Consider the following 19,888-nt stretch of genomic DNA (forward strand, 5'->3'; position numbering starts at 1 on the left):
AACGTCAACAATCGCTTGACGCATCTCCGTCAATGATCGATTGACTTTCCGTCAGCCTTTCATTGACGGAGCGTGCCATGGATATTGTCGACGAACACCGGTTGCGCACGCGCACCACTGCAGTCGTGCTCGACTGGGCGGCGGAGCGCGAGCCGCCGTTCCGCGGCGAAGACAAGGCCGGCTATGGCGAGGCGATCGTCGCCGCGCATATCGTCGCCGATGAGGCGCGGCTGACGCTGCATCGCTGGATCGATGCCGCCAGGCGGGCCGACATGAGCTGGAGCGAGATCGGCGAGGTGCTGGGAATCAGCAAGCAGGCGGCGCAGCAGCGCTTCCGCGCGCTGACGACGACCGATACGTCGACGGCGGAAGCGGAAGTCGTCCGCACCGGTGCCACCGCGTTCAACGAGATGCGCATTCTTGCCGAAGAAGGCCGGCGGGGACACGAATTGACCGGCGTCGGCATCCTGACGCTGACGTTCCGCACCAGCGACCGGCAATGGGAATATTGCCGCCGCGTCGGCAGCGGCAGCGATACCGCGCGGCTGAAAGATGCGGGCTGGGAGCATGTCGCGAGCTACCTGCCGTTCCATTATTACAAGCGGGCGGTGGGGTAGCGGCGGCCTGCGCTTCCCCTCTCCCAACCCTCTCCCCTGACGGGGAGAGGGCTATCGGGATCAGCCGATCCGCTGCATCCACCCATGCGGATCGTTGCTGCGGCCGCGCTGGATGTCGGTCAGCGACTTGAGCAGCGCCTGGGTCCGCTCGCCCGGCTGGCCGTCGCCGATGGTGAAGCTGAAATCCGCCGACGACACCTTGCCGATCGGGGTGACGACCGCCGCCGTGCCGCAGGCGAATGCCTCGACCAGCCGGCCGTTGGCGGCGTCGGCCTGCCACTGGTCGATCGAATAGCGTTCCTCGCGCACCTCGATGCCGGCGTCGCGCGCCAGCGTCAGGATCGAGTCGCGGGTCACGCCGGGCAGGATCGTGCCGGTCAGCGGCGGGGTCAGCATCGTGCCGTCGTCGAACACGAAGAAGATGTTCATGCCGCCCAGTTCCTCGACCCAGCGGCGCTCGACCGCGTCGAGGAACACGACCTGGTCGCAGCCCTGCTTGATCGCCTCCGACTGGGCGAGCAGGCTCGCGGCATAGTTGCCGCCGCACTTGGCATCGCCGGTGCCGCCGGGCGCGGCGCGGGTGAACTCGCGCGACACCCATAGCGACACGCTCCTCGCGCCGCCCGGCCAGTAGTTGCCGACCGCCGAGGCGATGACGCAGTAGAGATATTCGGCCGACGGCTTCACGCCGAGGAACGTCTCTGACGCGATCATGAACGGGCGCAGATACAGCGCGCTGCCCTCCCCGCCCGGAATCCAGTCGCGCTCCGCCAGCACCAGATCGCGGCACGAGGCGAGGAACTGTTCCTCCGGCAGCTCGGCCATGGCGAGGCGACGTGCCGACCGCTGGAACCGCCGCGCATTCTGTTCGGGGCGGAACAGCGCAACGCCGCCGTCGGGCAGCGTGTACGCCTTCAACCCCTCGAAAATCTCCTGCGCGTAATGGAGGACGGCGGCGGCCGGGTCCATGATGATCGGCGCGCGCGCGGTGATCTTCGCATCGTGCCAGCCCTTGTCGTCCGACCAGCGCATCGTCGCCATGTGATCGGTAAAGACCCGCCCGAAACCGGGATTCACGATCCGCGCCGCGCGCTCGCTCGCCTCCACCGGGTTGGCATGGGGTTCGAAGGCGAAGGTCGGCTGGCTCATGGCATCCTCATCGATCAATGCTTGCGGCGGGTTAGGCCGGATGGCACAACAGGTCAACATGACTGCCCCAATTTCGCCCGCCCAGCCGATGACCGCATCGGCGCTGTTCCTGCGCGAAGCGGAGGTGCGGCGCGGGATCGAGCTGCTCTATTTCGGCTACAGCCACCTGACCCGCACGATCGACGAGGCGCTGGCCGACCAGAAGCTCGGCCGGGCGCATCACCGCGCGCTGTATTTCATCGCCAGGCGGCCCGACCTGTCGGTCAGCGACCTGTTGCGGCTGCTGGCGATCACCAAGCAGTCGCTCGGCCGGGTGCTGGGCGACTTGAGCGAACGCGGGCTGGTCGAGAGCCGCGCGGGGGATCGCGACGCGCGGCAGCGGCTGCTGAAACTGACGCCGGAGGGGCAGGCGCTGGAGGCGCGGCTGTACGAGATGCTCAACGCCAAATTGTCGCGCGCCTATTCGGGCGCGGGGCAGGACGCGGTCAGCGGCTTCTGGGCGGTGCTGGAGGGGCTGATCCCGGCGGGCGACAAGGCGGCGGTGGCGGCGCTGGGGCGGTAGGTCCCACTATGCCGAGTTGCTCCCCTCCCTGACAAGGGAGGGGCTGGGGGTGGGTCGGTCAGCGAGGAAGGGGACGTGCTCGACAACCGGCCGACCCCCCCCCCCCCCCCCCCCNCCACCCCCGCCCCCTCCCTTGCCAGGGAGGGGAGATGTCGGACGCCTGATCGGACATCTCCCGTCGCAGGTCAGTAGTGACCGGTGCCGGGGATCGGGCGCATTGTGACGATGCTGTCGAGCATCCACCGGACCAGCGGCTGCGGCAGCAACATCGGTCGACCGTTGAGCGTGGCTTGGACCGGTGCCATCGGGTCTTCCGAGCTGGGATAGGTCAGCGTGACATAGGGCCCTTCCGGCTGATCCTTGGGAAAGATGACGACTTCCGCGTAGCGACCACGCGGCGTCCCGACGGGCAGCCAGCGATCCGGGTCGCACAGTGCCTTGCCGAACCGGGCCCATAGCGGCGAATGGGCATCGAACGCATAATGGATTCCGCGCTCGACCACCTCGCGTGGCGACGGCTCGACCCGGAACTTGATTCCCGGCGACAGTACCGCGGCGACAATGGGTAGCGGCGTCTTCGGGTCGGGGCAGAAGGGTTCGGTCGGGCCGGCGATCGGGGTCCGGCCTTCCGCCGGCTTCGCCTCGCGCAGCAACCGGCTTTCCAGTCGCACCATCGCTTCGGCGGCATAGTTGGTGCAGCCGCGCGGGTCGGCCAGCATCCCCCGGTTCGCCAGCCGCTCGCCCATGTCGCTGGCTCCCGGATGCGGGGTCAGCAGGATGTCGCATTTCAGCGCCGCGACCCGCCCGATGCTGCCGCGCAGGCGGGCGACATAGTCGGGGTGGTCGGTGAAGCGATAGGTGTCGGCCGATACCGCCGACAGGCTGTCGGCAAAGACCATCCGGTAGCATTTGCCACCCTCGCACGCGGTCCACGACCAGCTCATCCCGTCAGGCGCGTGGCCGGGGGTCGAATGGGCGAGAATGCGAACGGGACCGACGCTCAGCGTCTGCCCGTCGTCCACCGTGCCGGCCACCGGCACCCGCGCGACCGGGGTCAGGATCGTCCTTTGCGGATCGTCGGTCGCCGCCTTCCCGCTGGTCAGCACCGCGCGCGCGGCGGCGCTCGCCATCAGCTTCGCGCCGGTCGCGCGTTGCAGCGCCGCCAGCCCGCCGGCGTGGTCGACATGGCTGTGGCTCATCAGCAGCAGTTTCACGTCGCGCGGCCGGAAGCCCAGCCGGGTGATGTTGGCGAGAATCGACGGCACCGCCTGCGCCGTGGCCGCGTCGATCACGACATGGCCGGCCGGGCCGGTCAATAGCAGCACGGTGATGCCGCAGGTGCCGACGTCATACGTATTGCCGTAAATACGGACCGGCGGCGCGGGATCGCTCCAGCCGTCCTTGCCCGCGCATACCCGCTGGCGTTCGCGCACGTCGGCGGGCGCGCCCTGCGCCCATGCCGGCGCGGCGCCCAGCAACGCCAGCGCAAGGAGCAAGGCGCGGATCATGCCCGCGCCGCCGCCGCCATCTCCGCATTGCGCCGCTCCGACGCGGCCAGCGTTTCGACCAGCAGGCGTTTGAGCGCATCGTCGTGGTCGAGCACGTTCAGCCCCTGCCGCGTCGATCCGCCCGGACTGGCGACCCGGTCGGCCAGCACCGCCGGCGACACGTCGGCGTCCGCCGCCATCGTCGCCGATCCGCGCACCGTCGCCAGCGCGAGCCGCTGCGCCTGATCGGCGGGCAGCCCCAGCGCGGCCCCGGCGGCCGCAAGCGCGTCGACGAAGCGGAACACGAACCCCGGCCCGCAGCCCGACAGCGCCGTTACCGCATCGAACAGCGCGGCATCCTCGATCCACTCGACGAGTCCCAACGGCCGCATCAGCGCCTCGGCGGTGTCGCGCGCCGGTGCGTTCGTGCCGTGGCTGTGGAGCGCCACCACCCCCTGCCCGATCGCGACCGGCAGGTTGGGCATGGCGCGCACGATCGTGCCCACGTCGAACCGCTGCGCCAGCGCCGCCTCCTCGACCCCGGCAAGGATCGAGATCAGCAGCGGCGTGCCGGCGATGCGCGGGGCGAAGCTCGCCGTGACCGCGTCCAGTTGCTGCGGCTTCATCGCGAGGATCACGGTGGCAGGCGGCGGCCCTTCGGGCAGCGTCGTCGCATGGGCGACGCCCGGCGGCAGCGCGCGCGGCGAGCGGGTGACGACGGTGATCCGCGTCGGATCGATCCCGTCGGCCAGCCAGCGCGCGAGCATCGCCCCGCCCATATTGCCGCAGCCGATCAGCCACAGCGCGCCGCCGTCCGTACTCACGCCTCGCCCTGCGTCTCGATCATCGAGGCAGCGATGGCTTCCTTCGGGGTCTTGCCGCCCCACATCACGAACTGGAACACCGGATAGAAGCGCTCGCATTCGTCGATCGCAGCATCGACCAGCATCTCGGCCTGATCGAGCGTCAGTTGCGGTTCGTCGCCGAGCATCGCGGCATGGCGGAACAACAGGATGCCGCTCGACGACCACAGTTCGAAATGGCCGATCCAGAGCTGTTCGTTGATGAGACCGATCGTCTCGTACATCGCCGCGCGCCGCTCGTCGGGCACGCGCACGTCGGGCAGCGCAAGGAATTGCAGCACCCCGTCCTCGCCCCGCCAGATCGCGCGCAGCTCGAATTCGGTCCAGCTTCCCTTCACCTGCGCGACGATCTCGTCGGCGTCGCGTTCATTCTTCCAGCCGTGGGCGGCGAAATACCGCTCCAGCGTATCGATCGGTGCGGCGTCGTCGCCGTCTTCTTCCACTTCGTCGAGCATCATGCGGGTGCTGTAGGACGAATCTTGCGGTCGCGAAACCGGGCGTGGCGAGAAGGTGGAAGAAGTTTGGTTCACGCGAAGGCGCGGAGACGCGGAGGCGTTGCGTTTGCCGAAGGTGTTGCGCGCTGCTTCGAGTGGCAGCGGGCTGGGCTGGTTGCGGAGAAAAAGGAATGTTCGCGCAGAGGCGCGGAGGCGCGGAGAGGTCAGACTCGCCGCGATAGCGGCTCTCCATCTCACCGATCGGCAAATGAAGGGCTTCGCCGGGCGGGTGACGACCGCCCCACCCGGAACCTCTCCGCGCCTCTGCGCCTCCGCGTGAAAATCTCTCTTGTTTCTTCTTCGCGCCTCCGCGTGAATCAAATCGACCCACGCGAACCCGCAGGAAGAATCAGAGCGCTCCCTCGCCCGCCCCCGGTTCCTTGTCGAAGCTGACCGGCGCCGGAACGTCCGCCGCATGCTTCGCTTCCAGCGCGTCGAGGCGGGCCCGCAGCGTGTCGGCCTCGTCGCGCGCGGCAACGGCCATCGCCTTCACCACCTCGAACTCGTCGCGGCTGACGAAGTCCATGCCGCCGAGAAAGGTCTTGGCCCGCTCGCGCGCGGCGGCCTCGCCTTCACGCGCCATGCCGGCGATCGTGCCCGCGGCACCGTTCACGAACTTGGCGAAATCGTCGAACAGGCGGTTGTCGGACTGCATGGAACTTCCTTCGGATCGGCGGGCGACGCTTCGCCCGATGCTACAGGTCGATTTGGGTGGAGGCGGGCGGCGACGCAAGGGCCTCCGCATCCGGGTTCGCCCGGTCGATCTGCCAGTTGAGCGCGGTCGCGATCACCAGCCATGCCAGATACGGCACCAGCAGCCACGCCGCGAGCGGCCGGATGCGCCCGAAGGCGATGGTGGTGATGAGCGCGGCGACGAACAGCACGATGAGGAGGATCAGCGCCGCCGACACCTGATGCGCGCCGAAGAACAGCGGGGTCCACGCAAGGTTCAGCACCATCTGGATCGCGAAGATCGCGATCGCGCTGCCCCGCCCGCGCGCGCCGCGCGCGTTCAGGATCATCGCCAGCGACACCCCCATCAGGATGTAGAGCGCGGTCCACACCACGCCGAACGCCCAGTCGGGCGGGCGCATCGCCGGCAGCGTCAACAACTGATACCAGCGGTTCTCCGACCCCACCGGGACCATCCGCCCTGACAGGAACCCCAGCAGCAGGATCAGCGGCACCGTTACCACCGCCCAGCGCAGGAACCCCGCGCGCAACTGCCCCTTCGATGCGATCTCGCTCATCCCCGACCCCCTTCGGTTCGCGCCGCCATGGCGACACGCTCAGGGCGCATGGCGCGGTGTATCGGGTGCGTCAATATCGGACAAAGGAACGGTAGCGGGCGCATGTGCCGCAAGGAGAAACTCGACGTTCCCCTCGGGTCCCGTAATGGGACTGGGATCGATCCCCTCGACCCGCCAGCCGATGCCGGTCAGCCAGGCGGCTACCGCATCGCATACCCGCCTATGGATGGCGGGATCGCGCACCACCCCGCCCTTGCCCACTTCGCCGCGCCCCGCCTCGAACTGCGGCTTGACCAGCGCCAGCAACCGTCCGCCGGGGCGCACGAAGGTCAGCGGGACGGCCAGCACCTTTTCCAGCGCGATGAAGCTCGCGTCGCACACCACCAGATCGATGGGTTCGGGGATGTGCGTTTCGGTCAGCAGCCGCGCGCTCAACTGTTCGTGGACGATGACGCGCGGGTCCTGCCGCAGCTTCCACGCAAGCTGGTTGGTGCCGCTGTCGACCGCATAGACCCGCGTCGCGCCGCGCGTGAGCAGCACGTCGGTAAAGCCACCGGTCGACGATCCCACGTCGATCGCCACGGCATCGGTCACGTCCCAGCCGAACCGGTCGAGCCCGTGCGCCAGCTTGATCCCGCCGCGCGACACCCACGGATGATCGCGCCCGCGCACGTCGATCACCACGTCGTCCGACAGTTGCTGTCCGGGCTTGTCGACCTTGCGATCGCCGACGAACACGAGGCCCGCCATCACCAGCGCCTGCGCGCGGGTGCGGCTTTCGGCGAGGCCGCGATCGACGAGGAGCTGGTCTGCGCGCTGCTTGGCCATGGCGCGTCCATGGCGCGGCTTTCGGCTGGCCGCAAGCCGCGTTCGATTCGTCGGCGGGGCTATTGCCTATTGGAACAGTGGGAATATCTTGAGTGCCGGAAGCCGACTCCCGATCCTCCCTAAGCCAAGGGGTGCCGGCTTCCACCGTTGTTGCCAAGGAGCAGGACGATGGCCCAGTTTTCCAGTCTATCCGCCGGATCGCCGACCGTGCTGACCGTGCCGGGCCTCAATGGCTCCGGCCCGTCGCATTGGCAGACATTGTGGGAACAATCGCGGCCCGACACCGCGCGCGTCGAACTGGGACTGTGGTCGCGGCCGCTGCGCAATGCGTGGGTGACGAAGCTCGACCAGGCGATCCGTCAGGCGCAGGCCCCGGTGGTGCTCGCCGGCCATTCGCTCGGCTGCCTTGCGATCGCATGGTGGGCGCAATTGTCGGGACAGCCCTATGGCTGGCCAGTCGCGGGTGCGCTGCTCGTCGCGCCGGCCGATGTTGACCGCGCCGGTGCGCCCATCGAGTTGCAGGGTTTCGCGCCCGCACCGCGCATTCCGCTGCCTTTTCCGTCGATCGTCGTCGCATCGACCGACGATCCGTGGATTTCGATCGAGCGGGCGCATTCGATGGCGGTCGATTGGGGCAGCCACTTCGTCGACGCCGGCGCGCAGGGGCATCTGAACGCCGCCAGCGGCATCGGCTGGTGGGAGGAAGGGCAGGAGTTGCTCGACCGGGTGATCGACGCCTCGGGCGACGGGCGCGGCCACGTCCGCGCGCCGTCGGAAGCACGCTCGGTGCTGGCGGTTAGCGCGACCGATGCGATGCAGCAGCGCTATTACGGGGTGTAGGGTTCACGCGGAGGCGCGAAGGCGCGAAGAGGATTTCGGACGCGGCGGCGTCTCGATTTATTCCGATCCGTCCACCCTGCACCACCTAAAACAAACGTCATCCCAGCGAAGGCTGGGATCTCCCGGGGCTGATGCGGGGCAGGAGCCGCGAGAGGCCCCAGCCTTCGCTGGGGCGACGGTTCGATGCAGATGAATCAAGCAGAAACGCGACGGAATGACCTCCGCGAAACCCCTCCGCGCCTCCGCGTGAACCAAGGATTTCGCGCAGAGAACGCGAAGGACGCAGAGAGGGTCGGTGCTATTTTTACGGCACGGGAAAACCGCAACGCTTCCGCATCCGCTTCATCTCTGCGTACCCTGCGCCTCTGCGCGAACAATATTTCGACGTTTCAGCCGAACTCGGAAGTCAATGTCGACGACAAAGCCGTTACCGAGCGTTCGCTTCCTCGCGATCGAACTTGTATCCCGGAGGAAACGGGCGGACCAACTCGTCCATGCTTGCCCATAGCGCCGCCAGTTCCGCATCGCTGAGACGCTTTGGTTCGGAAAGCCACTGGATCGCGACGCCATCCCCTTCGTGCAGCCCGAGTGCCGTGGCCACATCAGGGGGAGTCAGGACGGCGAGTGTGTCTCAGATCTTCTCGACCTTCATCGAGCAGCCTCCCGAATGTACGACTTACGTCCCGCGACGATCGGCAATCGACTGGAGATAGTCGGCCAAATCGCGCACGTCCTTCATCCGCGGCAGCGTTTCGGGTGATGCCTTGTCCGGCAACGGCAGTCCCAACCGTTCCCAGGCAATCTCGACCAGATCGGCGATCTCTTCCTCGTCGACCGCCAGAAACCGCGCAAAGTCGTCGTCTGGATGCGGCGCGATATCCGCCCCGTAATACGGCTGCACCAACTCCCGCACCAACACCGCCACCTGCGCAGACACCCCGTTCGTCACCAGTTGCGCGTCGAAATCGGCCACGCTCCAGCCCGCCCGCTCCGCCTGCGCCGCCTTCAGCCGCCGCCACAACGACCAGTTGAACGCGAGCATGGCGATCACCACCAGCGCGATGATCGCGGCGGCCTTCTGCCCGCCGGTCATGCCCGGACTTCGGCGACCCCGCTGTCGTTCCAGCGCAGCGCGGAGAGCACCGTGTCGACGATCTGCGGCGCGTTCAGCCCCGCCTCGTCATATTGCTTCGCCGGTGCGTTCTGGTCCTGGAAGCTGTCGGGCAGGCGCATCGTGCGCAGCTTCAACCCGCCGTCGATCAGCCCGTTGTCGCTGGCAAAGGTCAGCACATGCGCGCCGAGGCCACCCACGGCATTCTCCTCGACCGTCACCGCCACCTCGTGGCTGGTCAGCAACCGGCGGATCATCGCCTCGTCCAGCGGCTTAGCGAAGCGCAGGTCGGCGACCGTTGTCGACAGCCCCTTGGCCTCCAGCGCGTCGGCGGCCTTCAACGCTTCTTCGAGGCGGGTGCCGAGCGACAGGATCGCGACCTTGTGCCCCTCGCGCACCAGCCGGCCCTTGCCGATCTCCAGCTTCTGCGGGACCTCGGGCAGCGCCACGCCGACGCCGTTGCCGCGCGGATAGCGCACCGCGATCGGGCCTAAGTCATATTCGGCGGCGGTATAGGTCATGTGGACCAGTTCCGCCTCGTCCGCCGCCGCCATCACCACCATGTTGGGCAGCGTGGCGAGATAGGTCACGTCGAAGCTGCCGGCATGGGTCGCGCCGTCCGCACCGACCAGCCCGGCGCGGTCGATCGCGAAACGCACCGGCAGGTTCTGGATACAAACGTCGTGGACGACCTGATCGTAGGCGCGCTGCAGGAACGTCGAATAGATCGCGCAGAACGGCCGCATCCCCTGCGCGGCAAGGCCGGCGGCAAAGGTCACGGCATGCTGCTCGGCGATGCCGACGTCGAAGAACCGGTCGCCATGGTCCTTCGCGAACCGGTCGAGCCCGGTGCCCGACGGCATCGCGGCGGTGATCGCGCAGATGCGGTCATCCTTGTCGGCCAGCGCGGAGAGGGTGTGACCGAACACGTTCTGATATTGCGGCGGGCCGGCGGGGGCCTTTACCTGCGTGCCGGTGATGACATCGAACTTCTGGACGCCGTGATATTTGTCGGCCGCCGCCTCGGCGGGCGCATAGCCCTTGCCCTTCTTGGTCACGACATGGACGAGGATCGGCCCTTCCTCGGCATCGCGGACGTTTTCGAGGACCGGGATCAGATGGTCGAGGTTGTGCCCGTCGATCGGCCCGACGTAATAGAAGCCCAGTTCCTCGAACAAGGTGCCGCCGGTCGCCATGCCACGGGCGAATTCGTCGGTCTTGCGCGCGGCGGTGTGCAGCGGGCGCGGCAGCTTGCGGGCCAGCTTCTTGAACGCCTCGCGGATGCCGAGGAATTCGCGGCTCGACACGATGCGCGACAGATAGGCCGACAGGCCACCCACCGGCGGCGCGATCGACATGTCGTTGTCGTTCAGGATCACGACCAGCCGGTTGCCCGCCTGTTCGGCGTTGTTCATCGCCTCATAGGCCATGCCCGCCGACATCGCGCCGTCGCCGATCACCGCGATGCCCTTGCCGGGCGTGCCCGCGATCTTGTTGGCGACGGCAAAGCCCAGCGCCGCCGAGATCGAGGTGGAGGAATGCGCCGCGCCGAACGGGTCGTATTCGCTCTCCGACCGCTTGGTGAAGCCCGACAGACCCCCGCCCTGCCTGAGCGTGCGGATGCGGTCCCGCCGCCCGGTCAGGATCTTGTGCGGATAGCATTGGTGGCCGACGTCCCACACCAGCCGGTCGGCCGGGGTGTCGAACACGTAATGGATCGCCACCGTCAGTTCGACCACGCCGAGCCCCGACCCCAGATGGCCGCCGGTCGTGCCGACCGCGCTGATCGTCTCCTGCCGCAGTTCGTCGGCGAGTTGCCGCAGGTCGGCGGGGGGCAGTTTGCGCAGGTCGGCGGGCGTCTGAACGGTGTCGAGCAGCGGCGTGTGAAGAGGTTCGGCCATCAACCATCTGTATCGCAGGTCAACCGGACTGTCGATTGGCCGTGGGCGCGCTGCCGGACAAACTATTGTGGAAGTTCAGTGCAGGTTCAGGCGACAGCCGATGCTGCACTGCACAGGGCACAGGTGCCGCGTACTTCGATCACCGGGCGAATGGGCGTGAATCCCGCGCCGCAAGCCGCCGAGCGGACGTTGCGGGTGATGCTGTCATCGTCGATATGCGTCGTCTGTCCGCAAGCGTCGCACACGAGGAAGATGCAGTCGTGAACGCAGTCGGGATGGGTGTTCGCCAGATAGGCGTTGGCGCTCTCCACCCGCCGGGCGAGGTTCGCGTTCACGAACAGGTCGAGGATGCGATAGACGCTGTTGGGCGCCACCCGCCGCCCCTGCGCCTTCGATACCGCGTCGGCGATGTCATAGGCCGAGGCCGGCTTGTCGAACGATGCCAGCACGTCGAAGATGCTGGCACGCATCGCGGTCCACTGCTCGCCCGCGCGGATCAGCGCCGCCTCGGCGGCCTTGTTCCATGCCGGGCCGTTATGTTCGTGATGCTCATGCGCCATGTCGCTCAAGATAAGCGTGGCCGCACCGCGCGGCAAGCCGATCAGGCGGCGCGGCGGTTGAGATGGTGGCCGAACGCCAGCAGCGCCACCCCGGCGATCGTCGCCAGCGCCTCGGGCAGCCCATGCGGCAGCATCAGCGCGGCGGCCATGATCGTCAGGCCCAGACCGCCGACCAGCGTCGGCAGGCGGCGGCCATGGCGCCAATAGCCGCTGCCGAGCGCCACCACCCCAATCGCGACGGCGACGGCGAGGCCCACTTCATGGATCGCGGGATGCAGCAACGCCCCCCCGACCGAGGCGAGCAGCAACGTCAGGATGACGGTGGACACGCAATGCACCGCGCACAACCCGGACAACACCATGCCGATACGGTCGAGACGACCCTCGACTCCGGCCGGACGGATGACAGTGCTACGCATGGCATCGCTATGCCGCACCGCGCGCGAAGTTACAACATATCGTTTCATTGCCGGCAGTAACGGCGGAGGCGGGCTTTGGTTCGATTGAACGAACGTGCCCACGCCTCCCTTCGTCATGCAACAAGGCGTTTCCGCTCTCCCCTCCCTGAAAGGGAGGGGTCGGGGGTGGGTCGGCCGGTTGTGGAACGCTTGGCCTTCCCTCGCAGACCAACCCCCCCCCCCCCCCCCCCCNTTTCAGGGAGGGGAGCAATTCATCGACGTTCCGATGGAATGTCGATCAATCCAGATTCGGCCGCAGCCAGCGCTCCGCCTGCTCCACGCTCACCCCGCGCCGCGCGGCATAGTCGGTAAGCTGATCGCGTCCGATCCGCGCCACGCCGAAATAGGCGCTGTCGGGATGGCCGAAGTAGAACCCCGATACCGCCGCCGTCGGCAGCATCGCGAAACTGTCGGTCAGGGTGATGCCGGTGCCCTGCGTCGCGCCCAGCATCTCGAACAGGATCGGCTTCTGGCTATGGTCGGGGCAGGCCGGATAGCCCGGCGCGGGGCGGATGCCGCGATATTGTTCGCGGATCATCGCCTCGTTGGTCAGTTGCTCGCCCTGCGCATAGCCCCACAGGTCGGTGCGGACATGATGGTGCAGCCGTTCGGCGAATGCCTCGGCCAACCGGTCGGCCAGCGCTTTCAGGAGAATGTCCTGATAATCGTCGTGCGCCGCCTTGAACCGGGCGATGTGCGGGTCGATGCCATGGATGCCGACCGCGAAGCCACCCATCCAGTCGCCCGCCGGATCGACGAAATCGGCGAGGCACATGTTGGCGCGCCCCTCGCGCTTGTTCACCTGCTGGCGCAGGAACGGCATGCGGATCGCGTGGGTGGCATGGGTCGTCTGCATCGGCGTGGCGAAGTCGTGCGGCACCCCCGACAACGGCGAGACACGCCCCGCCTCCAGCGCCGGTTCGATCTGCTCGGCCGGCACGTCGACGATCACGTCGTCGCCCTGTGCATGGCAATGCCACAGCGCGGCCACGCCCTTCGCGGTCAGCCACTTCTCGGCGATGATCTGGTCGAGCATCGCCTGCGCGTCTTCGTACAGCGACGACGCGCTCTCGCCGACGACGCTGTCGGTCAGGATCGCGGGGAAATTGCCCGCCAGTTCCCATGCGCGGAAGAACGGCGTCCAGTCGATATAGGCGCGCAGGTCGGCCAGATCCCAGTCGTCGAACACATGGCGACCGGGCTTCACCGGCGCGCCCGGCTTCTGCGCGAAATCGGCCGTGAAGCGGTTGGCGCGCGCATCACTGAGCGGGGTCAGCTCGCTCTGCCCCTTGCCCGCGCGGGCCACGCGCACCGCTTCGTAATCGGCGGCGACCTGCGCGACATAGGCGTTGCGGCCGGTGTCGCTGACCAGCGTGGTGGCCACGCCGACCGCGCGCGATGCGTCGAGCACATGGACGATCGGGCCATCATAGGCCGGCGAGATGCGCAGCGCGGTATGGACCTTCGACGTGGTCGCCCCGCCGATCAGCAACGGCATCGTCATCCCCGCGCGCTTCATCTCCTCGGCCACCGTCACCATCTCGTCGAGGCTGGGGGTGATAAGCCCCGACAGCCCGATCATGTCGGCGTCATTCTCGTTCGCGGCTTCGAGGATGCGGGTCCACGGCACCATCACGCCCAGGTCGACCACGTCGAAGCCGTTGCATTGCAGGACGACGCCGACGATGTTCTTGCCGATGTCATGCACATCGCCCTTGACGGTCGCCATGATGATCTTGCCCTTGCCCTTGGCGCCGGGCTCCTTCGCCGCCTCGATGAAGGGGAGCAGGTGGGCGACCGCCTTCTTCATCACGCGGGCGGACTTGACGACTTGCGGCAGGAACATCTTGCCCGATCCGAACAGGTCGCCGACCACGTTCATCCCGTCCATCAACGGCCCCTCGATCACCTCGATCGGCCGGGCGAACTGCTGCCGGCATTCCTCGGTATCGTCGACGACATGCGCGTCGATGCCCTTGACCAGCGCATATTCCAGCCGCTTGGTGACGGGCAGCGAGCGCCATTCGGCCGCCGCCTTCTCCGCCACCGCGTCGGTGCCCTTGTACTTCTCGGCCAGTGCGATCAGCCGGTCGGTGGCACCCGGATCACGGTTGAGGATCACGTCCTCGCACGCCACCCGCAGCTCGGTATCAATCGTGTCGTACACGTCGAGCTGCCCGGCGTTGACGATCCCCATGTCCATGCCCGCAGGAATGGCGTGATAGAGGAAGATCGAGTGCATCGCGCGGCGTACCGGCTCGTTGCCACGGAAGCTGAACGACAGATTCGATAGCCCGCCCGAGATATGGCAATGCGGGCAGCGCGCCTTGATCTCCCGACATGCCTCGATGAAGTCGACGCCGTAGTTGTTATGCTCCTCGATCCCCGTCGCCACCGCGAAGATATTGGGGTCGAAAATGATGTCCTCAGGGGGAAAGCCGATCGTCATCAGCAGGTCGTAGGCGCGCGAACAGATCTCGACCTTGCGCGCCTGGGTATCGGCCTGTCCGACCTCGTCGAACGCCATCACGACGACCGCCGCGCCATAGTTCATGCAGATGCGCGCGTGGTGGAGGAACGCTTCCTCGCCCTCCTTCATGCTGATCGAATTGACGATCGGCTTGCCCGATACGCACTTCAGCCCCGCCTCGATCACGTCCCATTTGGAACTGTCGACCATCACCGGAATGCGCGCGATGTCCGGCTCGGCCTGGATGAGCTTCAGGAACGTCGTCATCGCGTGGTGCGCGTCGAGCAGCCCCTCGTCCATGTTGACGTCGAGCACCTGCGCCCCGCTCTCGACCTGTTGCAGCGCCACCTCGACCGCGGCGGCATAGTCGCCGGCCATCACCAGCTTCTTGAAGCGGGCCGATCCGGTGACGTTGGTGCGTTCGCCGATGTTGACGAAATTGGTCGAAGCGTTGGTCATGGCACTTTCTTCCCCCTCTCCCCATCAGGGGAGAGGGTATAGGGTACGAAAATCTCCCTCTCCCCTTCAGGGGAGAGGGCCGGGGAGAGGGGCTGTGAGCCACAACGGTCGTGGACAGNNAGATGGGTCACGCCGCCATCGTGAACGGTTCCAATCCGGCGAGCCGCGTCCGCACCGGCACGCTCGGCACCCGGCGCGGGGTCACGCCGCGCACCCGCTCGGCCATCGCCTTGATATGCGCCGGGGTCGATCCGCAGCAGCCGCCGAGAATATTGACCTGCCCGTGATCGGCCCAGTCGCCGACCAGCGACGCGGTCGTCGCCGGCAGTTCGTCATAGGCGCCCAGTTCGTTGGGCAGCCCGGCGTTGGGATAGACCATGATGAGCGTGTCGCAGATTTCGCTCAGCGTCTTGACGTGCGGGCGCAACTGCTCCGCGCCGAACGAGCAGTTCAGCCCGATCGTCACCGGCCGCGCATGGCGCACCGCATGCCAGAACGCCTCGACGGTGTGCCCCGACAGGTTGCGCCCCGACAGGTCGGTCAGCGTCATCGACAACATGATCGGCAGGTCGCGGCCGAGCGCCTGCCCCGCCTCGATCGCCGCCATGACGCCGGCCTTGGCGTTCAGCGTATCGAACACCGTCTCGATCAACACGAAATCGATCCCGCCATCGACCAGCGCGTCGATCTGTTCGCGATAGACGGCCTTGAGGTGATCGAAATCGATCTCGCGATAGCCCGGATCGTTGACGTCGGGCGACAGCGACAGCGTCTTGTTGGTCGGCCCGATCGCCCCGGCCACGAACCTCGGCCGCCCGTCGCGCGCGGCATAGTCGTCGGCGAGGCGGCGGGCGATCCGCGCGCTCTGGATATTGATGTCGGCGACCAGCGCCTCGGCACCATAGTCCGCCTGGCTGATGAGGTTCGCGCTGAACGTGTTGGTCGACACGATGTCCGACCCGGCGTCGAGATAGGCGCGGGTGATCGTCTCGGGCACTTCCGGCTTGGTGATCGCCAATATGTCGTTGTTGCCCTTCTGGTCGTGACCGAGCGTCAGTTGGCCGGCATAATCGGCCTCGGACAGTTTCCAGTTCTGGATCTCGGTCCCGAACGCGCCGTCGGTGATGAGGACGCGGCTGGCGGCCTGTTCGTTCAGGCGTTGACGAGCATCGGTCATGGCAGTTCCCCCGTCACGCCGCCGCCGCGATCGCCGCCGCCTTCGGGCGCAGGCCCATCAGGTGGCAGATCGCATAGGACAGTTCGGCGCGGTTGAGCGTGTAGAAATGAAAGTCGCGCACGCCGCCGGCGTACAGCTTGCGGCACATCTCGGCGGCGACCGTCGCCGCCACCAGCGCGCGCGCGCCGGGGTGATCGTCCAGCCCCTCGAACAGCCGGTCCATCCATGGCGGGATCGCCGCACCGCACATGCCGGCAAACTTGCGCACCTGCCCCACGTTCGACACCGGCAGGATACCCGGCACGAGGTCGGCGTTGATCCCCGCCGCCGCCGCCGCGTCGCGGAAGCGGAAGAATGCTTCGGGCGTGAAGAAGAACTGCGTGATCGCCCGCATCGCCCCCGCGTCGATCTTGCGCTTGAGGTTGTCGAGATCGGCCGCCTGATGTTCGGAATCGGGATGGCATTCGGGATAGGCCGCGACCGAAATCTCGAACGGGTGCAGCTTCTGCAACCCCGTCACCAGCGCGGCGGCGTTTTCATAGCCGTCGGGGTGCGCGACGAACTTCTGCCCCATCGTCGGCGGATCGCCGCGCAGCGCCACGATATGGCGCACGCCCGCCGCCCAATAGGCCTGCGCGACCTCGTCGATCTCGGCACGGCTCGCCTCGACGCAGGTCAGGTGCGCAGCCGCAGGCATCGACGTCTCGCGCGCGATCCGCTCGACCGTCGCATGCGTGCGCTCGCGGGTCGATCCGCCCGCGCCATAGGTGACGGAGACGAACTTCGGCGCCAGCGGCTCCAATGCGCGCACCGTCTCCCACAGCGCGGCTTCCATCTTCTCGTTCTTGGGCGGAAAGAACTCGAAGCTGACCGAACAGTCGCCCGCCAGATCGGCGAACAGCGGCGCGTCGAGCGCGCGCCGTGCTTCTTCCATATCGGAAATGGTCGGAGTCATGCCGCCTTCACCTCTTGCACGTCGCCCAGGCGACGTCCCATCCATAGTTTGACCGTCAGTTCGGCCCCGTCGAGCGTCTCGATCGACACCGGGGCAAGCCCGCCGTCGCCGAACCAGCGCAGCATCTGTTCGTCGGAAAAGCCCAGCCGCGCATGCGCGTCGCGCGAGCGCAACTCCTCGCGCTCGTGCGGCGCGAAGTCGCAGATCAGCAACCGCCCGCCCGGCCGCAGCACCCGCGCCGCCTCGGCGATCGCGGCGCCGGGATGCTGCGCGAAATGCAGTACGTGATGGACCACCGCCGCATCCGCCGCGCCATCCTCGATCGGCAGCGCGTACAAGTCCGCCTGCCGCAGCTCGGCATGGTCCAATCCGCGTTCGGTCAGCTTGGCGCGGGCGAGGCGCAGCATCTCCGACGAGCGGTCGATCCCGATCGCGGCGGCCGATTGCGGCGCGAACAGCTCCAGCATCCGCCCGGTCCCGGTGCCGATGTCGACCAGCAGGCCAAGCCGCGCCTGCCCCAGCGTGCGCGCCATCGCCGCCTCGACCGCTTCCTCAGCGACATGGAGCGAGCGGATCGCATCCCATTCGCCGGCATGCGCCTCGAACCACGCCGCCGCCGCACTTGCCCGGTCGGCACGCACCGCCGCCAGCCGCGCCAGATCGGCGACGCGCCACGCATCGCCCTGCGGCAGCCAGCTATCGAGCGCGCCGATGAGCGGCGCCACCACCGGCGGCGCGCCCAGCGCCACGAACACCCAGCTTCCCTCCTTGCGCCGGACCGCGAGGCCCGCATCGCACAGGATCTTCACATGGCGGCTGACACGCGGCTGGCTCTGCCCCAGCACCTGTGCCAGTTCGCCGACCGACAGCTCCATATGGCGCAGCAGCGTCAGCACCCGCAGCCGGGTGGCGTCGCTCGCCGCGCGCAGGATGTCGAGAGCCGGAACCATGGCGCATCATATAAAGAAATCTTTATATGGGGTCAATCGCGGAGTGCCACGCCACGCCATCGTTCCGTTCATGAAACCAGCGCCGCGAACATGCGTTAGGCGGCGGATCATGGGATCAAGAAAGGGCCAATCATGAAAAAGCTGTTCCTCCTGCCGCTCGCTATCGCTGCCTTCTCGGTCGGGGCCTGCAGCCAGAAAGCCCAGAACGAAACCGGTGAAGCCGCCGATGCCGTCGCCGCCGACGTGAACTCGACCGTCGGCGAAGCCGTCGACGACGTGCAGGCCGCCGGCGACCGCGCCTTTGGTGCCGCCGAGAACGCCGCCGACCGCGCCGGCGACAAGCTCGACAACGCCGCCGACCGCGCCGGTGCCGCCGCCGACCGTGCGGGCGACCGCATCGACAACGCCACCGATCGCGCGCAGCGCGAAGCGGGCGAGGAACTGGAACAGACCGGCCGCGAGATGCAGCGCTGATCCACGACCTGCACTAGACGACAAGGCCGCGCCCCGTGCAACGGGACGCGGCCTTTTTCGTTTGGAGATGCCTGATGCCCCGCACCGCCACCCTCGCCCTCCCCGCCCTGCTCCTCCTCGCGGCCTGTAGCGGCAGCGACGAGGATACTGCGCCGGGCGGCGTGACGCAGAGCGAGGCGGCCGCGCTCAACGACGCGGCGGCGATGCTCGACGCCAATGCGCTGGCTCCCGACACGGTGGCCCAACCTAAGGAAACACCATGACCGACCTGCCGCCGCGCACGCTGGGCGCGACCGATCTCGCCACCCCGCCGCTGATCCTCGGCGGCAACGTGTTCGGCTGGACGATCGACCGCGACCAGAGCTTCCGCATCCTCGACGCCTTCGTCGATCTGGGCGGCACGATGATCGACACCGCCGACGTCTATTCGGCATGGGTCGATGGACACAAGGGTGGCGAATCGGAAACGATCCTTGGGGAATGGCTCAAGGCGTCGGGCAAGCGCGACCGGGTGCTGATCGCGACCAAGGTCGGGATGCTGCCGGGCGACGGCGGCGAGAAGCTCGCCCCCGCCCGCATCGCCGCCGCCGCCGAAGCGTCGCTCGCCCGGCTCGGCACCGACCGCATCGACCTGTATTACGCGCATCAGGACGACACCGACACGCCGCAGGCCGACTATCTCGCCGCGTTCGGCCGGTTGATCGACGCCGGCAAGATCGGCGTGCTCGGCGCGTCGAACTTCGGGGCGATGCGCCTCAAGGCCGCGCTCGACCTCGCCACCGCCGAAGGGCTGCCGCGCTTCCACGTCCTCCAGCCCGAATACAACCTCGTCAGCCGGAAGAAATATGAGGGCGAACTTCAGAACTTGTGCGTCGAACACAACATCGGCGTCGCCCCCTATTTCGGCCTCGCCGCCGGCTTCCTGACCGGCAAGTATCGCACGAAGGACGACCTGACCAAGAGCGTGCGCGGGTCCAGCATGGCCGACCTGCTCGACGGCAAGGGCGCGAACGTCCTCGCCGCGATGGACACGGTCGCGGCGGAAACCGGCGCGACCCTGCCACAGATCGCCTTGGCATGGCTCGCCGCACAGGAAGGCGTCACCGCCCCGATCGCCAGCGCCACCAGCGTCGACCAACTGGAGGAACTGGCGGGATCATGGCGGCTCGAACTGACCAAGGAACAGTTAGCCGCGCTGACCGAAGCCGGCGTCTGACCCTCTCCCCTCCCTGACAAGAGTTTCGGGTCGGTCATGCCCCCGGCATGACCTGAACAGTGCGGGG

Annotated in this window: 22 protein-coding genes; 6 read left to right on the top strand and 16 right to left on the bottom strand. The window is 67.6% G+C overall.

Annotated elements, in window-relative coordinates:
- Positions 1-77 precede the first annotated feature (77 nt).
- Positions 78-617 (top strand): hypothetical protein, encoded by a 540-nt coding sequence (locus tag ASE78_RS03105; RefSeq protein ID WP_056493111.1) that lies wholly within the window; start codon positions 78-80, stop codon positions 615-617.
- A gap of 60 nt (positions 618-677) precedes the next feature.
- Here the strand turns inward: ASE78_RS03105 and ASE78_RS03110 are convergent, their stop codons facing one another.
- Positions 678-1,766: a branched-chain amino acid aminotransferase gene (locus ASE78_RS03110; protein ID WP_056493392.1), complete on the bottom strand. Its 1,089-nt coding sequence runs from the start codon at positions 1,764-1,766 to the stop codon at positions 678-680.
- A gap of 58 nt (positions 1,767-1,824) precedes the next feature.
- Here ASE78_RS03110 and ASE78_RS03115 point away from each other — a divergent pair, with 58 nt between their 5' ends.
- Positions 1,825-2,328: a MarR family winged helix-turn-helix transcriptional regulator gene (locus ASE78_RS03115; protein ID WP_056493395.1), complete on the top strand. Its 504-nt coding sequence runs from the start codon at positions 1,825-1,827 to the stop codon at positions 2,326-2,328.
- Positions 2,329-2,513: 185 nt separating this feature from the next.
- Here ASE78_RS03115 and bla read toward each other — a convergent pair whose 3' ends face one another.
- The 6 genes from bla to ASE78_RS03145 all read right to left on the bottom strand — a co-directional run bounded on the left by bla (position 2,514) and on the right by ASE78_RS03145 (position 7,250).
- Complete coding sequence (gene bla / locus ASE78_RS03120) at positions 2,514-3,836, bottom strand: subclass B3 metallo-beta-lactamase (protein WP_156351264.1); 1,323 nt, start codon at positions 3,834-3,836, stop codon at positions 2,514-2,516.
- On the bottom strand, positions 3,833-4,639 hold the full coding sequence (gene proC / locus ASE78_RS03125; RefSeq protein WP_268795690.1) for a pyrroline-5-carboxylate reductase: 807 nt from the start codon (positions 4,637-4,639) through the stop codon (positions 3,833-3,835). Before proC ends, bla begins: the two co-directional genes overlap by 4 nt.
- A complete protein-coding gene (locus ASE78_RS03130; protein WP_055755353.1) occupies positions 4,636-5,136 on the bottom strand; it encodes a YbjN domain-containing protein in 501 nt (166 codons plus the stop codon). The genes proC and ASE78_RS03130 overlap by 4 nt, the downstream gene beginning before the upstream one ends.
- A 385-nt stretch (positions 5,137-5,521) precedes the next feature.
- Positions 5,522-5,827 carry an accessory factor UbiK family protein gene (locus ASE78_RS03135; protein WP_055755352.1) on the bottom strand — a complete coding sequence of 102 codons (306 nt, stop codon included), beginning with the start codon at positions 5,825-5,827 and terminating at the stop codon, positions 5,522-5,524.
- A gap of 40 nt (positions 5,828-5,867) precedes the next feature.
- On the bottom strand, positions 5,868-6,422 hold the full coding sequence (locus ASE78_RS03140) for a TspO/MBR family protein (protein ID WP_056493114.1): 555 nt from the start codon (positions 6,420-6,422) through the stop codon (positions 5,868-5,870).
- Between the two features lie 39 nt (positions 6,423-6,461).
- Positions 6,462-7,250, bottom strand: coding sequence for a TlyA family RNA methyltransferase (locus ASE78_RS03145; protein WP_055755350.1), 789 nt, complete (start codon positions 7,248-7,250; stop codon positions 6,462-6,464).
- A 168-nt stretch (positions 7,251-7,418) separates the two neighbouring features.
- On the opposite strand from ASE78_RS03145, the gene ASE78_RS03150 reads away from it, so the two are divergent.
- Positions 7,419-8,090 (top strand): RBBP9/YdeN family alpha/beta hydrolase, encoded by a 672-nt coding sequence (locus ASE78_RS03150; RefSeq protein WP_055755349.1) that lies wholly within the window; start codon positions 7,419-7,421, stop codon positions 8,088-8,090.
- Between the two features lie 427 nt (positions 8,091-8,517).
- Here the strand turns inward: ASE78_RS03150 and ASE78_RS18515 are convergent, their stop codons facing one another.
- From ASE78_RS18515 to ASE78_RS03190, 9 genes are all read right to left on the bottom strand, one after another.
- Positions 8,518-8,691, bottom strand: coding sequence for a hypothetical protein (locus ASE78_RS18515; RefSeq protein ID WP_156351265.1), 174 nt, complete (start codon positions 8,689-8,691; stop codon positions 8,518-8,520).
- Between the two features lie 75 nt (positions 8,692-8,766).
- Positions 8,767-9,183 (bottom strand): hypothetical protein, encoded by a 417-nt coding sequence (locus tag ASE78_RS03155; RefSeq protein ID WP_056493118.1) that lies wholly within the window; start codon positions 9,181-9,183, stop codon positions 8,767-8,769.
- Positions 9,180-11,102 (bottom strand): 1-deoxy-D-xylulose-5-phosphate synthase, encoded by a 1,923-nt coding sequence (gene dxs / locus ASE78_RS03160; protein ID WP_056493121.1) that lies wholly within the window; start codon positions 11,100-11,102, stop codon positions 9,180-9,182. Before dxs ends, ASE78_RS03155 begins: the two co-directional genes overlap by 4 nt.
- Positions 11,103-11,188: 86 nt before the next feature.
- Positions 11,189-11,662 (bottom strand): Fur family transcriptional regulator, encoded by a 474-nt coding sequence (locus ASE78_RS03165; RefSeq protein WP_056493401.1) that lies wholly within the window; start codon positions 11,660-11,662, stop codon positions 11,189-11,191.
- A gap of 41 nt (positions 11,663-11,703) precedes the next feature.
- On the bottom strand, positions 11,704-12,081 hold the full coding sequence (locus ASE78_RS03170) for a MerC domain-containing protein (protein ID WP_055755343.1): 378 nt from the start codon (positions 12,079-12,081) through the stop codon (positions 11,704-11,706).
- 277 nt (positions 12,082-12,358) lie between these two features.
- Entirely contained in the window at positions 12,359-15,049 is a 2,691-nt protein-coding gene (metH, locus tag ASE78_RS03175) for a methionine synthase (protein WP_056493123.1), read from the bottom strand.
- 127 nt (positions 15,050-15,176) lie between these two features.
- Positions 15,177-16,226: a homocysteine S-methyltransferase family protein gene (locus tag ASE78_RS03180; RefSeq protein ID WP_056493126.1), complete on the bottom strand. Its 1,050-nt coding sequence runs from the start codon at positions 16,224-16,226 to the stop codon at positions 15,177-15,179.
- Between the two features lie 13 nt (positions 16,227-16,239).
- Positions 16,240-17,181, bottom strand: coding sequence for a methylenetetrahydrofolate reductase [NAD(P)H] (gene metF / locus ASE78_RS03185; protein ID WP_056493129.1), 942 nt, complete (start codon positions 17,179-17,181; stop codon positions 16,240-16,242).
- Complete coding sequence (locus ASE78_RS03190; protein ID WP_056493132.1) at positions 17,178-18,131, bottom strand: ArsR/SmtB family transcription factor; 954 nt, start codon at positions 18,129-18,131, stop codon at positions 17,178-17,180. Before ASE78_RS03190 ends, metF begins: the two co-directional genes overlap by 4 nt.
- 132 nt (positions 18,132-18,263) lie before the next feature.
- On the opposite strand from ASE78_RS03190, the gene ASE78_RS03195 reads away from it, so the two are divergent.
- The 3 genes from ASE78_RS03195 to ASE78_RS03205 all read left to right on the top strand — a co-directional run bounded on the left by ASE78_RS03195 (position 18,264) and on the right by ASE78_RS03205 (position 19,821).
- Positions 18,264-18,605, top strand: a complete 342-nt coding sequence (locus tag ASE78_RS03195; protein ID WP_056493135.1) for a hypothetical protein — start codon at positions 18,264-18,266, stop codon at positions 18,603-18,605.
- 74 nt (positions 18,606-18,679) lie between these two features.
- Positions 18,680-18,868, top strand: a complete 189-nt coding sequence (locus ASE78_RS03200) for a hypothetical protein (RefSeq protein WP_056493138.1) — start codon at positions 18,680-18,682, stop codon at positions 18,866-18,868.
- A complete protein-coding gene (locus tag ASE78_RS03205) occupies positions 18,865-19,821 on the top strand; it encodes an aldo/keto reductase (RefSeq protein WP_056493141.1) in 957 nt (318 codons plus the stop codon). The genes ASE78_RS03200 and ASE78_RS03205 overlap by 4 nt, the downstream gene beginning before the upstream one ends.
- The last annotated feature ends 67 nt before the right edge of the window (positions 19,822-19,888 follow it).

The organism is Sphingomonas sp. Leaf25 (assembly GCF_001421635.1).
In the GTDB taxonomy this organism is placed as follows: Bacteria; Pseudomonadota; Alphaproteobacteria; order Sphingomonadales; family Sphingomonadaceae; genus Sphingomonas.